Source organism: Cloacibacterium normanense (assembly GCF_003860565.1).
Lineage (GTDB): Bacteria > Bacteroidota > Bacteroidia > Flavobacteriales > Weeksellaceae > Cloacibacterium > Cloacibacterium normanense.
Genome location: NZ_CP034157.1, coordinates 708,453 through 724,581, shown reverse-complemented (window position 1 = coordinate 724,581; position 16,129 = coordinate 708,453). Strand labels below are relative to the sequence as shown.

The following is a 16,129-nucleotide window of genomic DNA, read 5'->3' as shown; positions in this document are numbered from 1 at the left end:
TTTTATGTTGCTAATTTATTCCCCTTAAAGCAAGAAAAAAGCTCACAATTTAGAATTGTAAGCCTTAGGTAAATAATTTATAAAAAAAAATAAATAAAAATACTGAAAATCAATTACTTAAAAAATAAACCTTTATATAAAAAAGTAAACACTATGATGTAATAATAGACCCTATTTGCATAATTTTAGCTTCAAATTCATCATTTTCAATCACCGATTTAGCCTTTACCTTACTCCTATAATTGTAAATTGTTCGTAAAGAATATCTTAAAAACTCTGAGATTTGATTCGTATCATTAATACCAAGTCTAATGAGTGCAAAAATTCTAAGCTCTGTATTAAGAGTTCCCTCTTTTAAGTTATACACATCTTCTTTTCTTAAAAGCTTGTTTACTTCATTTACAAAATTTGGATATATTCTTAAAAATGCTTGGTCAAAATTATGATATAATTCATTCAAATCCATTTCCTCATTTTTTTTATCATTAACCATTGCTGATAATTTATCTAACTGACCTGTGGATAATCTAATGGAAATTAGCTTTTTATATCTTTCAAATTTTTCTAAATAATTTGAGTTTTGTCTAATAAAAAATGCAATATACTCCTCTTTTATATGATTGGCTTCATCTAATTTATTATTTAATGATTTTAAAACAGAATTGGTATTAGAAAGCTCATTTCTTGATTTAGCAATCATTTTAAGTTGTTTGTAAATAAAATACATTGTAATACCAAGTCCTGCAAATAGAATACTAATTAAAAAGATAGACCATCTCAATTGTTTATTTTGGGTATTTATAGTTTGAAGATAAGTCTCTTCAATAATAGGCTGCACTTTACTTATTTGTATATTTCTGAACCTTGCATTATAAAAATTAGCATCTTCTAGAGAAGATTGTATATATTTATAAGCCCTAACAGTCTCACCTTTTTGGTATAAAATACTTGCTAAATCTTGCATAGAGCGATTTTCTTTAGTAGAAGATTCTATATCAGAGATTGCAGAATATATCAAGCATCTTTCCTGAGATTCTATATTACCAAGTTTACCATCTATTACAGCCTTACAAAAGCTCCCTATCGCATGTAATCTAGTCCCTGGTTTTGTAGTTTTCAAAAATTCGTCAATATTTTGACCTGAAAGCTTCCAATTATTATCAATCCTATTTTTATGGCTTAAAAAAAGATAATAAAATGGGTCACTTGGTTTTAAAGCTCTATATGCAGAATTATAATAAGCTGCCAATTTATTTTTGTAAATTTTATTATAAGGACTATCTCCTCCACTGTAATCAGAAAGATTAGAATAAAGGCACTCATAAGCAGAATTATAAGAAAATCTTAATGGTGAAGGTAGAGCTTCAGGATTTATATGATCCAAAATTTCTTTCGATTCCACAAATAACCCAGTGGTAGATAGTAATACTGATCTTTGTAATAAATTTTTATATAACCAAATTTCGTTATTATTCCTGATGGCTATTTCTTTATTCTTATCAGAATATATATATGCAGAATCACATTGGTAACCTAGATATTCTTCTACAATAAGATTATTAAGATGATAAGATATGCTATCATTATTTTTGTATAGCAGAGCCTCTTTTTTTAACTTTTGAATATGATTCTTTTTCTTAATTTCATAATATTTTTTGTGCTTTATTTTATCATCTAATATTCGCAAAAGTTTCTCATTAATATCAGGATGAGAATCAGTTTTTTTACAAGAAAACAAAGTTCCAAGAATAAAAAAAATAAAACAATATTTTTTTATTTTAAGATAAATCATTGAAATAATTTTCAGCGAATTTAAAAAAGATTAGATTTAAATGAAAGTTTTAAATTAGAATTTATTAGAACCGTTTAAATTTTAATTAATCTGAGCAAAAAAGATAGAAAAAGCCTAATAATGATGGCTATCCAAGTGATATTGATTTTTTCAAATCTTAAACTATTACACTTTAATGTACCAGTTTAATTGTCAATCTGCTTTAATATCGGAAGAAGATATTATGATATGTTTTTATTTATCAGAAAACTATCAGATAGTGATAGACAATTTTCTGATTTTTTTTAACTTAAATTACACCCTTACAGATTGAATTATTTTAGTTATTTATGATATTACTAAAAACAAAAAACCCTTTAAAACTTACATTTTAAAGGGTTTTGGTAAAATTTATATTTTACTTAGCGGAGAAAGAGGGATTCGAACCCCCGGACCTGTTACAGTCAACAGTTTTCAAGACTGCCGCAATCGACCACTCTGCCATTTCTCCAGAAACGATTATCTCGTTTTCAGTGGTGCAAATATAGGACCTTTTTAAATTATGACAAAATTATTTTTTTAGATTTTTCTACATTTTTTATAACGCATTAATTTTCAACATCAAAAATTAATTACTTGCTGCCTGAAAACCTAATATTACTGCTATAATTCCTAAGATTATGCTCAATAAAACATAAGAAATAAGCACGATATAATTTTGATTTTGTAATAAAGAATAGTTTTCTGCTGCGAAAGTAGAAAACGTGGTAAAACCACCACAAAAACCCGTAATCAATAGAAATTTAAGGGAATTGTCTACTTTAATAAAATAAGACGAAAAAAGACCTATTAAAAAGCATCCGATGAGGTTTACCAAGAATGTTCCGAGAGGAAAACTCCCAATAGAAAGGAATTTGGAAGTGTAAAACGATACCAAATACCGCATTACACTCCCTAATCCGCCTCCTAAAAATATGTAAACTAAGGTTTTCAAAAGAATTATTCTAATTCTGATAAATAACGTTCAGCATCTATGGCTGCCATACAACCAGAACCTGCTGCTGTAATCGCTTGTCTGTAGATGTGGTCTTGTACATCTCCTGCTGCAAAAACGCCTGGTAAATTGGTTTTAGAAGATTTTCCTTCGGTGATGATGTAACCGTTTTCGTCTAAGGTAATTTGACCCGCAAAAACATCAGTATTCGGTTTGTGACCAATCGCGATGAAAATACCGTGAACATCAATCTTAGACGTTTCTTGCGTTTGGTTATTGATGACCACTGCTCTTTCTACTAAACTGTTTTCGCCTTCGATAGCAATTAATTCATGATTGAATTTCACTTCGATATTAGGTGTATTGTTTACCTTATGAATCATTGCTTTAGAAGCTCTGAAATGGTCTTTTCTTACCAACATGGTTACTTTGTTACACAATTTAGAAAGATAAGTAGCCTCTTCTGCTGCAGTATCTCCTGCTCCTACTACGATTACATCTTTGCCTCTATAGAAAAATCCGTCGCAAGTAGCACAAGCAGAAACTCCACCTCCAGAATATTTTTTCTCATCTTCTAGACCTAAATATTTTGCAGTAGCTCCTGTAGAAATAATCACTGTTTTTGCTAAAATTTCTTTTTCGCCTGCCCAAAGTTTATGAACACCCCCTACTTCTTTAGAAAATTCTACTTTCGTAATCATTTCATAGTGTACTTTGGTTTCGAATCTTTCGGCTTGTTTTTGCAAATCCATCATCATTTCAGGACCTGTAATTCCGTTTGGATAACCTGGGAAGTTTTCTACTTCGGTGGTAGTCGTCAACTGACCTCCTGGCTCTAAACCAGTGTATAATTCAGGTTTTAAATCTGCTCTGGCTGCATAAATAGCAGCAGTATAACCAGATGGTCCAGAACCTACAATCACGCAATCTAATATATTATTTTCCATAGAATATAAGGGTTGTTATTTTTTGAGTTGCAAATTTCGTGAATTTTATTGTTTTGATGATGATTCGCTGATGAATTTTTTCAATGAAAGCAATTTTTGATTTGACTTTCCAATTTTGAAAATTTTTATATGATGAAAGGTTGAAATTAATGTTTCAATGGTCTTTTCTTAATCATTCCACCTTTGGTATCTTTTACCGTGTGCATCACCACGAATGCGGTAGGCGCAATTTTCTCTAATTCCGTGGTCAGTTTGCTCACTTCTAAACGAGTAATCACGGTAAAAATAATATCATTGTCTTCTTTCATTCCTCGTTTTCCAAAACCTTTTTTACCATTATAAACGGTAACTCCTCTTCCTAATTTATTGTAAATCATTTCTTTAATCTCATCACATTTTGAAGAAACGATGGTTACCCCAATGTATTCTTCAATTCCTTCTACAATAAAATCGAGTGTTTTAGAAGCAGACAAATACGTAATCATGGAATACAAAGCGATCTCAACGCCTAAAAAGTACGCTGCAGCAGAGAAAATCATTACATTGATGATGATAATGACGTCTCCAATAGTCGTCCCTAATTTTTTACTTAAATATAATGCTAAAACTTCAGTTCCGTCAATTACAGCACCTCCTCTAATAGACAAACCGATTCCTGCTCCTAAAAAGAAACCACCAAAAACCGCCACTAAAATATTATCATTGGTCACATTTGGGAAGTCTACGTTGGCTAAAACCAAAGCCAATCCACCAATTGCAAGCGCCGTTTTTACTGCAAAATTGATTCCCACCGTTTTGTGCCCCATAATAATGAAAGGCAAGTTGATGAGCGGAATTAAGTAATAAATCGGAATTTCTGTCAATGCAGAAACCAACAACGAAATCCCAGTTGCGCCACCATCTATAAATTTATTGGTCAAAAGAAATCCTTTGAAACCAAAACCTGCAGAAAATACACCGATGGTGATGAGTAAAAAATTTTTGAATTCGTTTCTTAGAGAAACCAAAATATTATTTTTGGTTTTAATGACTTTGTACCGACTGGTATCTGCTTCGCCTTGTAAACGAAGAATGAGTAAAATGATTTGTTTCCAGATATTTTTAATCATTTTTAGCTTTTGATTTTATCAATGTTTACAATTTTGTAGACCATTTCTTTTAAGAGTTCACTTTCCTCCATATTTACCGCACCTAGACCTTTTGATTTTAAATCAATTTCCCTCAAAACGGAGATAACTCTGGTCGAAAATTTCAACGGATAATTTCTCGCCGCTTCTGCATAATCTTTCACAAAAAATGGATTCACACCCAATGCTGATGCGATGAGACTTTGGCCTTGATTCGCTACGGTATGATACATCACTACATTGCTGAAAAAATTATAGAGATTTCCTATGGTCATGACAATAGGATTGGTTTTGGGATTTTTTCCCATGTAATACGCAATTTTGAAGGCTTGATTGCTGTCTTTTTTTCCGAGTGCTTTTTGCAATTCAAAAACATTAAATTCCTTAGAAATCCCAATGTGCGTTTCTACGAGTTTACCGTCTAAAACTTCTCCTTCTTTTAGCACCAATTTCATTTTATTGAGCTCATTGGAAATTCTAGAAAGGTCATTTCCCAAGTAATCTGCCAATAGTTGAGCAATTCCTGGCGCTAGTTTTATTTGAAGGCTTTTAGATTCGTCTTCTATCCATTTCGCCAAGTTATAATCTTTTACAGGTTCGCTGTGAAAGAGCATATTTGCTTTGTCTAGAACTTTGAACACTTTTTTTCGGCTGTCTACTTTTTTATGCTTGTGTGCAAAGACCAGAATGGTAGATTCCACAGGATTTGTGGCGTAGTTTTCTAAAATTCTAGATTCGTCTTCATTTAATTTTAAGTCTTGTGCTTCTTTTACGATGATGAGTTGCTTGTCTCCCATCATAGGATACTGTCTAGAAAGTGCCAAAATATCATTATAATTGGTATCTTTGCCATAGACTACGGTTTGGTTAAAAGCTTTTTCGTCTTCTGTAAGCACATCATTTTCTAATGCTTTTACAGCTGCGTCTATAAAAAAAGCTTCTTCGCCATGGAAAAAGTAGATGGGTAAAAATTCCCTATTTTTAATATGTTTGAAAATCTGTTCTAATTCTTTCATCTGAATGCAGCTGCCGAAATTAAATTTTAAAGAAGATTTTGTTTTTGATATCAAGCGAGACAAAGATACGTTTTTTATTTATGATATGGTAAGGAAATCTTGGTTGGTTCTCACTCCTGAAGAGTGGGTAAGACAGCATTTCGTAAACTATTTCACCCAGGTAAAAAAGTATGCAAAATCTGCATTAATTCTCGAAAAAAAACTAGAATTAAACGGAACCATCAAGAGAATAGACCTCTTGATTACCGAAAAAACAGCTCCTAAAATTTTGGTAGAACTCAAAGCACCGCACATTACCCTTACCGAACAAACTTTTGAGCAAATTGCCCGATACAATTCGGTGATTGGTGCTGAAAAAATTATTTTGAGCAATGGTTTACAGCATATTGCTGCGAGATTTGAAAATGGAAACTATCATTTCGAAAATGTAGAATTTTAAAATAAGAAAAACATGAATATCAAAAATATCATCTTTGATTTTGGCGGTGTGGTTATGGATTGGGACCCGCGTTATTTTTTCAGAGATTATTTCAATGACGACGAAAAAATGGAATATTTCTTGGGAAATATTGCCACCAATGAATGGAATGCGGAACAAGACCGAGGCAGAAGCGTAGCCGAAGCCAATGCTTTGCTTATTTCTAAGCATCCAGAATGGGAAAAAGAGATATTGGCATATTATGAAAACTGGCACATCATGTTGCGTTCAGACATTCCAGAAAACGTGAGTGTTTTACAAAAATTAAAAGGAAAATATGAACTTTTCGGGCTCACGAATTGGTCGGCAGAGTTTTTCCCTTACGCTTTGGCTAATTATGAATTCTTCAATGTTTTTGAAGGAAAAATTGTAGTTTCTGGCGAAGAAAAACTCATCAAACCGAATCCTAAAATTTGGGAAGTTCTCCTCGACCGTTATCAAATAAAAGCCGAAGAATCTGTTTTTATTGACGATAATTTCCACAACATCGAAACGGCAAAAAGTTTAGATTTCATTACAGTTCATGTGAATGAAAAAATGAATTTAGAAACCGAACTTAAAAATTTAGGATTAGAATTTTAAATTCATCAAAAACATATTCCATCAAAAAAGTCACATCGTGATGATGTGACTTTCTATCTTTTATTTCAAAAATTTTACAAGAAAATTTTGGTTTCTTCTTTTACCGTACACAGTACAATACTGCTGTGATAATCTCCGATGTGCGGATAATTGGTAAATGTTTTTTCTACAAAATCATTGTATTCTTTGATGTTTTTGGTTACAATTTTAATCATGTAATCATACACTCCAGAAACACTCACTACTTCTACTATTTCAGGACATTTATTGAGTTTTTCCTCGAAATCTCTCAAAATTTCGACTGATTTATTTTTGATGGTTACGTTGCAATACGCCACCAGTTCATACCCTACTTTTTCTCTATCTACGATGGCTACATATTTTTTGATAATTCCATTGTTTTTGAGAGACTTTACTCTTTCGTAAGTGGGTGTAAAAGATAAACCGATTCTTTCTGCCAAATCTTTGATGGCAATCGTGTTATCTTCTTGCAGAATATTGAGGATTTTGTAATCTAATTTATCGAGTGACTTCATAAATTTTATCTAAAAATGAAGTCAAAAATAAGAATTATTTTTAAAATATCCTGTATTTTGGAAGTTTGACCATAAAAAAAATCTACAAAAGTAATTTTGTAGATTGATATTTTTTAACGCAAAGGCGCTATTTTATTCTTTTATTATTCTCATGTTTTTAAGGCGCTATGTTTTAACAAAGTTAAAACAAGTGATGGATGTTGGATGAATTTAAGATCTTTTGAGGGATTCTAAAAATCGTATCACTTTGCTGTTAAAAACGTGTGGAGCATCTACATTGACTACATGACCGCAGTTTTCTATCACCAATAAACTCGATGATTTTTCGTGGTTTTTTACCACTTCTTTCACCGATGGCAAAAACATATAATCCTCTTCTCCCATCACATAAAAAGTAGGAATATTCAGTTCCTTTTGTCTGAACCAACGCAGAACTGGGTTAATTTCTGTGGTCAATTTAAACCACTTAATGAACTCTTTTTGGTATAATTTCTTTGCCTCATTGATAAAGAGATTTCGAGAAGACTTATGGTTTTTCTTAGGCATAATAATGAAGGCAAAAAGACGATACAAAACCAAATATGGTAAAATGTATTTAAAAATATTGCCGATTTTCATTAGAATCTGCGAACGGAAATTCATTTTCAGGATGGCTCCTCCCATTACCATAGATTTTACACGTTCTGGACGCATTTCTGCCAACTGACGAATCACAATAGAACCTAAAGAAATCCCCACAAAATGAGAACTTTTGATTTTAAGATGGTCGATAACTTCTAAAATATCATGTGCAATGGATTGAAAGGTGTATTTCTTAGCCTTTAATTTATTAGAACTTCCGTGTCCTCGTAAATCGAGCAATAAGACATTAAATTTCTTCTGAAATTCGCGAATTTGTTTGAACCAAATAGAGGAACTTCCTCCTGCTCCATGAACAAAGGTCACCCATTCTGCACTTTCAGAATTTTGATAAATGGTATATGAAATCAAATTTTTAACTTTTTTACAAAAATATAATATTATGCAATAAATAGAATTAATTTTTCGTGAATTTTTATATCTTTTATCCATAAAAAATCTTTCTCAAAATTATTTCTCTTTTCTATAAAGCGTAGTTTTGAATACTTTATCCTTCTCTATTCACCAAATCCATAGAAAAAGCAGGCAAACAAATGGCTAAATATTCAAAATCATTTTCCCCTTCCCTAAAGGGTGTAATTTTGAATATTTTATTCTTCTCTATTTACCAAATCCATAGAGAAAGCAGGCAAACAGATGGCTAAATATTCGCATTCTTCTTCGAAAGGGTTGCTGTAACGAATTCTTGCCCCTTTTTGGATTAAAATGCTTTGTCCAGCTTCTAAAACTATTGTTTCCCCATCTATTTCAAACTGTTTTTTTCCTCTCATAATGATGGTAAATTCATCAAATTCTGGCGTTTGATGCGGTTCGCTCCAATGTGGTGGCGCAACCATATGTGCAATAGAAATCTGAGCATTCCCTGTAGAATTTCCCCAATGTTCTTGAATTAATTTACCATCTGTAGTAGGCACTACAAAAGGATTTTTCTGAATTTTATATTTCTTTTCCATTAAAATTATTATTAAAAAACCTTTATCAAAATTAAAGATAAAGGTTTGAATTTTATATTACTTTGCAGTCAATTTTTTGTACTTGTAATAAGCACCTAATCCTAATGCCGTCATTACTCCAATACTGATGTACACCCAAGCTGGAACAGGAATAGGATCTCCTGCTGCATAAGAATGCAATCCAGAAAGGTAATAATTCACTCCAAAATAGGTCATTACCATACTGCAGAATGCGAACATGGTCATTAAGTGGAAGGCATATTTCCCTCTCAAACCTGGAACCAATCTCATGTGCAATACAAATGCGTACACAATGATAGAGATGAATGCCCAAGTTTCTTTCGGATCCCAGCTCCAATATCTACCCCAAGATTCATTTGCCCAAATTCCCCCTAAGAAATTCCCAACAGTTAATGCAAATAATCCAATGGTTAGGGACATTTCTGAAACGATGGTTAATTCTTTTATTGTAGAATGATCGTGTTTATCAAATGTATTTTTACTTGAAATAATATAGAAAAACAATGAAATCACTGCAATAATCATCGACAAAGCGAAGAAACCATAACTGCTGGTAATAATCGCAACGTGAATAATTAACCAATATGATTTCAATACTGGTACTAATGGTGTGATTTGAGGGTCTAATTGAGAACCTCCATGCGCAAATCCCATCATGATTACCGCCACCATAAATCCTGCAGCTGGAATGAGTGCATTCGCATTTCTATACAGCATTAAACCTGCTGAAATTCCCACCCAAGAAATAAATACAATGGCTTCGTAACCATTACTCCAAGGAGCGTGACCAGAAATGTACCATCTACCAATTAATCCTAAGAAGTGAAGGAAATACCCTACTACTCCGATGTAAATGATAGATTTGATTACTTTGTGTAATATTTTATTCGGTTTGAAAAGTTCTATAAATCCTAAAACGATTAATAAACCACCAATCATGGTATAGAAAATCAATAACCAAAAGTTTAGATTAGCTTTGTTCATAAAAACTTCAAGACTCACTTTGCTCTCATCAGGAAGTACATTTTTACCCCAAGTTTTTTGATATTCTTGAATTTTGGTTAGCGCTTCGTCTGCTTTTGTCCAATCTCCATTTCTAGAAGCATCTACTACGCTGATGAAATAAGGTGCAATCACGTTTTGTGCTTGTGGATCTGCTTTTTGCTCTGCATCTAGCCAAGAGTTCCACGTATGATTAGGGTCGTTTTGAATAGGAACAACTCTAAAATATTGTCCAGAAAGCAATCCGTAGAAAACTTGTACTCTTTCGTTTACAGAAATCACTTCTTTATCATAATTGCTTTGTTCCGCAGGTTTTTTTCTAAAAGCCGTATTGAAATCTTCTTCTAAAATGAACTTCGGCATTCCCATCGCATCGGTTACGAAAAGATTCATCATAGAAGTATAGCCATCTTCGTTGGCTTTGGTTTTTTTCTTTAATTCTTCGCCACCTTTTGTTCCTATTTTGATGATTTTATCATTCATCCAAGCCATCGGATTGATGTTAATCGACAAAAACCACTGGTTCGCGTTCAATTCTCCCCATTTTTCTTTTTTGGCTAATTTTCTCAAAACATCTAATGCTTGAGTATTCATCGGTTCTATTCTTCCGTCAAAACCTTGTACGAGAAGATACCCGAATTTATCAGCATGCTCTTTAGAAATTTCAGCATGAACCATTTGTTGAGGCACACTTTGCGGTTGAGCAGTTGGCGCAGCTTCAGCATGTACATCTCCTTCTTTATGTTGATGCTCTTGAGCATTTAACCCCACCATTGAGAACAATAAAAGGAAAATCGCTACTTTCTTTTTCGCCATGTCTTTTAGAGATTGGTTCAGTTTCCAAAAGTGTGTTCCTTTCCAGAAAAGTGCTACAAATAATCCTAAAAACAAGAATGCGTAGCCAATATATGTTACCAAAGTTCCCCAAAAATCGTGGTTTACCGACAGTACAGTTCCTTGTCTGTCTGGATCAAAACTCGCTTGGAAGAATCTGTATCCTTTGTGGTTTAAAACGTGGTTCATATAAATTTTATAAGGCGTTTGTTTGCCTTCGTCTACAATTTGAACGTGAGATTCATACGCAGATGGAGAATCACTTCCTGGGTAAGTTTCCATCACAAAATCATCTAATTTCAAAGCAAATGGAGTTTGATACACTTTCGGTCCGAACCCAAGAATGATGTTTAATCCGTCAATTGTCATTTGTTTAAAGGCGTTGGGATTTCCCTTTTCTACTGACAAATCGATGGTTTGTTCTGTTTTAGGACCTTTTACCAAAACTTTTAACATATCAGGAACATTTTGGTCTCTTTTTTTATCTCCAGAATAGGCAATTAGGTTTCCTTTTTTCAAAGGTTCTGGAACTACCAATTTTAAATTTTCGATGGTATAAAGACTTCTCAAAGCCAATGGTTGAAACTCATCTTTCTTGGTCACACCAGTCGCTTGAGTTGCCATGGTCATATAATTGGCTTCTACAGGTGTTTTGATGAATAGGTTTCCGTTTTCCTGTTTGAATTCTACTGCACCTTCTATTCCTTTGTTGAAAGAAACTAGGAATCCATTGATGCTTTTTACATCACCAGAACCTAAATAAATATCTTCTCTTCCATTATCATTGGTTGAAACCAAATGAAGATATTCTTTTCCTGAATCGCTAACAACTAAACTGTCTTTTTTTCTCTGAATATATTCTAATTGTTCTACCTGAACAAGTTCCCCATTAAAATCATACTTTGCCTTAAATCTGTGTGGAATAATTTTCGCAATGAGTGGTTCTTGAGAAGCCATCATGTATGGAATTTCAGCATAGCTTAGACGGTCGCCTCCTCTTTCGATTTGAATTTTAAAGAAATTTTTATCAGTAATAATTTCATTAGAAGTTTCTCCTTCTCTGATGTGCATTTGCCCTTCGTAACTGATGTAACGGGTAATTGCACCCCCAATAAAAATAAAGATAAAAGCCAAGTGAAACACCAATAACGGCCATTTTTCTCTTTTCCAAAGTCTGTATCTATTAATATTACCAATAAAGTTGAGGATAAGTAAAATCATTACTACTTCGAACCATTTTGCTTCATAGATTAAAGCTTTGGCAGTGGGTGTTCCGTAATCGTTTTCTACAAAAGTGGCATAAGCCATTGCAAAAGCATAAACGAACAATAAAACAGCCATTGTTCTCGTAGAAATCAGAATATTAATCAGTTTTTTCATTATAGATTTTTAAACTGCACAAAAATACATTCTATAAATTGAATTAGCGAATTTTGATAGTTGGATTTTATCTATAACAGTGTTAAAATTTTTATAAAATTTTTGCTTTTTTTACTTCTTTGATGCATTGAACCATTTGATTTCTCTGTATAAAAATTCAATCTCTTAAAAGACGAATCCTCATTTTCTATTTGAAGACCTCAATATCAGAAAATTAAATGCTATTTCTAGCTAAAAAGTTACTATTTTTAGAATTAAAAACGATTTCAAATGTTTTCATTTTTCATATAAAATATTACCTTTGCGTGTTATCACATTATGGCAAAATTAGCATCTAACAATAGACAAGAGGTAGAAGAAAGCAAGACGCTCTCTAAACCCAGAATTTTTTTCGGACTTTTATTTTTGTTTTTATCGGTAGTGTTTGCACTATCTTTTGCATCTTATTTACTGAACTGGAAGGCTAACCAAAGTCAGACCGGTGCAATGTTGGATAAAAGCATTAAATCTTCTAATATTTTTGGAAAAGTGGGAGATTGGCTCGGGAATATTTTTATTTTCGACAGTATCGGGATTGCTGCTTTCATTGTGGCTTTTTTGATGATGGTTTTAGGTTTCCAAATCTTGAAGAAAAACTATTTTAAAATCTGGAAAACCCTTTCCCACTCTCTCTTTTTCCTTTGTTGGCTCCCTATTCTTATGGGCGCCATCACCAAAGGAAACGGAACATTAAGTGGTGTTTTCGGGAATGAAATTCAAGAATATTTGGCTTCTATTATTGGTGATTTCGGATTGTGGATGACGCTTTTAGCGGCTATTATCCTTTATTTTGTTTTAGAATTTAATCTAAGACCGAGTTCTATTAAAAATCAAATCGATTCTATTAAAGATAAATTTGCCCCAGATTATGATGCAGATGAAGATTTCGAAGCAGACAAAGAACTGAAAGAAGAACCTCATTTTGAAAATCTAAAAGTCACTTCGGAAGTTGAAGCTCCAAAAGCAGAAACTTTTGAAACCATTAAAACGCCTAACCAGACAGGTTTTGAAGCGCCGCCAGTTGTAGCTGAAAGTCCCATCAATATTCCAGTTAAAAAAGATTTAGAACCTACAGGTTTTAGTTTTCAAAAAGAAGAAAAGCCTGCAGACAATATTGCTTTCAGCATTGAAGAAGTGAAGGAAGATTTAGACGATTCTGAAAGAAAAGCTAAGGATTTGGTAGACAAACACGGTTTGTATGACCATAAATTGGATTTGGCGAATTTCCAAATGCCAAAAATTGAACTTTTAAGAGAATATGGCAACGAAGAAATCGCCATCAATAAAGACGAACTCGAAGAAAATAAAAATAAAATCGTTGGCTTACTGAAAAACTTCAACGTAGGCATCGCAGAAATTAAAGCAACCATCGGTCCAACGGTTACGCTTTACGAAATCGTTCCAGAAGCGGGAATCAGAGTAGCTGCCATCAAAAAATTACAAGATGACATCGCCTTGAATTTATCTGCTCTTGGCATCAGAATTATCGCACCGATGCCAGGAAAAGGAACGATAGGAATAGAAGTTCCGCGTAAAAATCCTTCGATGGTTTCTATGCGAAGTGTTATTTCTTCGCCGAAATTCCAAAATGCAGATATGGATTTGCCAGTAGTTTTCGGGAAAACGATTTCTAACGAAGTTTTCGTGGCAGATTTAGCCAAAATGCCTCACTTATTGATGGCGGGAGCAACTGGACAGGGAAAATCTGTTGGGATTAACGCCATTCTTACTTCCCTACTTTACAAAAAGCATCCATCAGAATTGAAATTTGTGATGGTAGACCCTAAAAAAGTAGAACTTTCATTGTATTCTAAAATTGAAAGACATTACTTGGCAAAACTTCCAGATGGTGAAGACGCTATTATTACGGATACGCATAAAGTGATTAACACGTTGAATTCTCTTTGTATAGAGATGGATACGCGTTATGATTTGCTGAAAAATGCTTTTTGTAAAAATATTAAGGAATACAATAAGAAATTCACGGAGCGCAAATTGAATCCTGAAAACGGTCACCGTTACATGCCTTACATCGTTCTTGTGGTAGACGAATTTGCAGATCTTATCATGACGGCAGGAAAAGAAGTAGAACTCCCAATTGCCAGATTAGCTCAATTGGCAAGAGCAGTAGGAATTCACTTGATTGTAGCGACGCAAAGACCGTCTGTAAACGTGATTACAGGGATGATTAAAGCCAATTTCCCAGCGAGAGCAGCCTTTAGAGTTATTTCTTCTGTAGATTCCAGAACGATTTTAGATTCTACAGGTGCAGAACAATTGATAGGAAAAGGTGACATGTTGTATTTTAACGGAAATGACTTATTGAGATTGCAATGTGCATTTGTAGATACTCCAGAAGTGGAAAAAATTGCAGAATACATTGGCGAACAAAAAGGTTACGCCTCTGCATTTATGTTGCCGGAATATTCAGGGGAAGAAACCACTTCTACAGTGGGAAGTTTTGACCCGAATGAAAAAGACCAACTCTTCGAAGAAGCGGCGAGAATTATTGTTTCTACACAACAAGGTTCTACTTCTATGCTTCAGAGACAATTAAAATTGGGCTATAACAGAGCTGGTAGAATTATGGATCAATTAGAAGCTGCAGGAATTGTAGGAGGTTTTAACGGTGCAAAAGCAAGAGAAGTCATGATTTCTGATTTAAATTCTCTGGAAAGTTTCTTGGAGGAATTGAGGAAGTAATTTTGCTGGAAGTGGGATGATGGATGCTGGATGTTATATTATGAGTATTTTTGTAAACATAGATAAAACTTTAAAAATTTTCGCAAAAAACATTTTTGCACAATTAACAATTGACAGACCTTTTCCTCAAAATTATTTTGAAGAAAGAAGAATTGATTGGATTGAAAACGGCATAAACAAAGCAATTTTAATTCAACCAAATTTTGAAATAGATGGTATAAATTCTAAAAAATGGAATTTGACATTAGTTGCGTGGACTTACAATCATATTGAAGATAGAATACAGTGGATTGATTATTTAGTAGAAGAAAAAAATTTTGAAGTTATCGAAAATAATATCGAAGATTTTCTTAAAATTTCCTATAAAAAATTAAAAAGTATTAAAATTGATAATTTATCAAAACCATACTAATACTTGGCTCGCTTTTTGAAATCTACACCAAGAATCATTAAAAATAAAAACATGAAATATTTTAACAAGATTATATTAGCAAGTGCTTTGGTTGGAAGTTTTACCTTTTCATTTGCGCAAAAAGTAGATGCTAAAGCCAAAACTATTTTAGAAACCGTTTCTAAAAATTATAAAGCCAAGAAAAATACGTACTTCAAGTTTTCTTACGGAACGGGAACTGGAAAAGTGAGCAAAACCGAAACGGGAATCTTCTACTCTACTCCTTCTCAATATAAACTCAATATTATGGGAAATGAGCAGATTTTTGACGGAAAAAAAGTGTACAACATTTCTAAAGAAGACCAAGAAGTGACAATTGCTCAACCGAATGGTTCAGAAAAAGCGCTTTCCCCTATCAATTATCTTGATGAATACAAAACAGGCTACACCGTAACTTATGCAGGAAAAAGTGGCGGCCTAGACCTCATCAAAATGGTTCCTGTAAAAGATAATGGAGTAAAAAGTGTGGTTTTGTACATCAATACGCCTAAAAAGCAGATTGCTAAAATTATACAGACTTCATCAGGCAATGATTTAGCCGTGATTACCGTAAATCAATACAAAGAAAACCAAAGTTTAAGTGCTTCTACTTTTAGCTTTGATAAAAACAAGTACAAGAATTACCTCATTACAGAATTATAATTTTCAAAAAATAA

14 protein-coding genes and 1 tRNA gene are annotated in these 16,129 nt (G+C 33.1%); 5 read left to right on the top strand and 10 right to left on the bottom strand.

Going from position 1 to position 16,129, the window contains the following annotated elements:
* Positions 1–151 precede the first annotated feature (151 nt).
* The 6 genes from EB819_RS03420 to holA all read right to left on the bottom strand — a co-directional run bounded on the left by EB819_RS03420 (position 152) and on the right by holA (position 5,855).
* Entirely contained in the window at positions 152–1,792 is a 1,641-nt protein-coding gene (locus EB819_RS03420; RefSeq protein WP_069796470.1) for a SusR family glycan utilization regulator, read from the bottom strand.
* Positions 1,793–2,197: 405 nt separating this feature from the next.
* Positions 2,198–2,282, bottom strand: a tRNA-Ser gene (locus EB819_RS03415).
* 117 nt (positions 2,283–2,399) lie between these two features.
* The gene (gene crcB / locus EB819_RS03410) at positions 2,400–2,765 is read right to left on the bottom strand and encodes a fluoride efflux transporter CrcB (protein WP_069796471.1); all 366 of its coding nucleotides are present in this window, start codon (positions 2,763–2,765) and stop codon (positions 2,400–2,402) included.
* Positions 2,766–2,770: 5 nt separating this feature from the next.
* Positions 2,771–3,712, bottom strand: coding sequence for a thioredoxin-disulfide reductase (trxB, locus tag EB819_RS03405; RefSeq protein ID WP_069796472.1), 942 nt, complete (start codon positions 3,710–3,712; stop codon positions 2,771–2,773).
* Positions 3,713–3,858: 146 nt separating this feature from the next.
* Positions 3,859–4,821 (bottom strand): YitT family protein, encoded by a 963-nt coding sequence (locus tag EB819_RS03400; RefSeq protein WP_083250113.1) that lies wholly within the window; start codon positions 4,819–4,821, stop codon positions 3,859–3,861.
* Between the two features lie 2 nt (positions 4,822–4,823).
* Complete coding sequence (gene holA, locus EB819_RS03395; RefSeq protein ID WP_069796473.1) at positions 4,824–5,855, bottom strand: DNA polymerase III subunit delta; 1,032 nt, start codon at positions 5,853–5,855, stop codon at positions 4,824–4,826.
* Between the two features lie 4 nt (positions 5,856–5,859).
* On the opposite strand from holA, the gene EB819_RS03390 reads away from it, so the two are divergent.
* Positions 5,860–6,294 carry a type I restriction enzyme HsdR N-terminal domain-containing protein gene (locus tag EB819_RS03390; RefSeq protein WP_069796474.1) on the top strand — a complete coding sequence of 145 codons (435 nt, stop codon included), beginning with the start codon at positions 5,860–5,862 and terminating at the stop codon, positions 6,292–6,294.
* Positions 6,295–6,306: 12 nt separating this feature from the next.
* Positions 6,307–6,915 (top strand): HAD family hydrolase, encoded by a 609-nt coding sequence (locus EB819_RS03385; protein WP_069796475.1) that lies wholly within the window; start codon positions 6,307–6,309, stop codon positions 6,913–6,915.
* A 74-nt stretch (positions 6,916–6,989) separates the two neighbouring features.
* On the opposite strand, the gene EB819_RS03380 is transcribed toward EB819_RS03385, so the two are convergent.
* The 4 genes from EB819_RS03380 to ccsB all read right to left on the bottom strand — a co-directional run bounded on the left by EB819_RS03380 (position 6,990) and on the right by ccsB (position 12,280).
* Positions 6,990–7,451: an Lrp/AsnC family transcriptional regulator gene (locus tag EB819_RS03380; RefSeq protein WP_069796477.1), complete on the bottom strand. Its 462-nt coding sequence runs from the start codon at positions 7,449–7,451 to the stop codon at positions 6,990–6,992.
* Between the two features lie 210 nt (positions 7,452–7,661).
* Complete coding sequence (locus EB819_RS03375; protein ID WP_069796496.1) at positions 7,662–8,441, bottom strand: alpha/beta fold hydrolase; 780 nt, start codon at positions 8,439–8,441, stop codon at positions 7,662–7,664.
* Between the two features lie 239 nt (positions 8,442–8,680).
* On the bottom strand, positions 8,681–9,043 hold the full coding sequence (locus tag EB819_RS03370; RefSeq protein WP_069796479.1) for a cupin domain-containing protein: 363 nt from the start codon (positions 9,041–9,043) through the stop codon (positions 8,681–8,683).
* Between the two features lie 57 nt (positions 9,044–9,100).
* Positions 9,101–12,280, bottom strand: coding sequence for a c-type cytochrome biogenesis protein CcsB (ccsB, locus tag EB819_RS03365; RefSeq protein WP_069796481.1), 3,180 nt, complete (start codon positions 12,278–12,280; stop codon positions 9,101–9,103).
* A 318-nt stretch (positions 12,281–12,598) separates the two neighbouring features.
* Between ccsB and EB819_RS03360 the strand changes: the two genes are divergently transcribed.
* Genes EB819_RS03360 through EB819_RS03350 form a run of 3 tightly spaced genes read left to right on the top strand, consistent with a single transcriptional unit; the run spans position 12,599 to position 16,115 of the window.
* Positions 12,599–15,022, top strand: a complete 2,424-nt coding sequence (locus tag EB819_RS03360) for an FtsK/SpoIIIE family DNA translocase (RefSeq protein ID WP_069796483.1) — start codon at positions 12,599–12,601, stop codon at positions 15,020–15,022.
* Between the two features lie 40 nt (positions 15,023–15,062).
* Entirely contained in the window at positions 15,063–15,434 is a 372-nt protein-coding gene (locus EB819_RS03355) for a hypothetical protein (RefSeq protein ID WP_124878658.1), read from the top strand.
* A gap of 51 nt (positions 15,435–15,485) precedes the next feature.
* Positions 15,486–16,115 (top strand): outer membrane lipoprotein periplasmic chaperone LolA1, encoded by a 630-nt coding sequence (locus EB819_RS03350; RefSeq protein WP_069796487.1) that lies wholly within the window; start codon positions 15,486–15,488, stop codon positions 16,113–16,115.
* Positions 16,116–16,129: the final 14 nt, after the last annotated feature.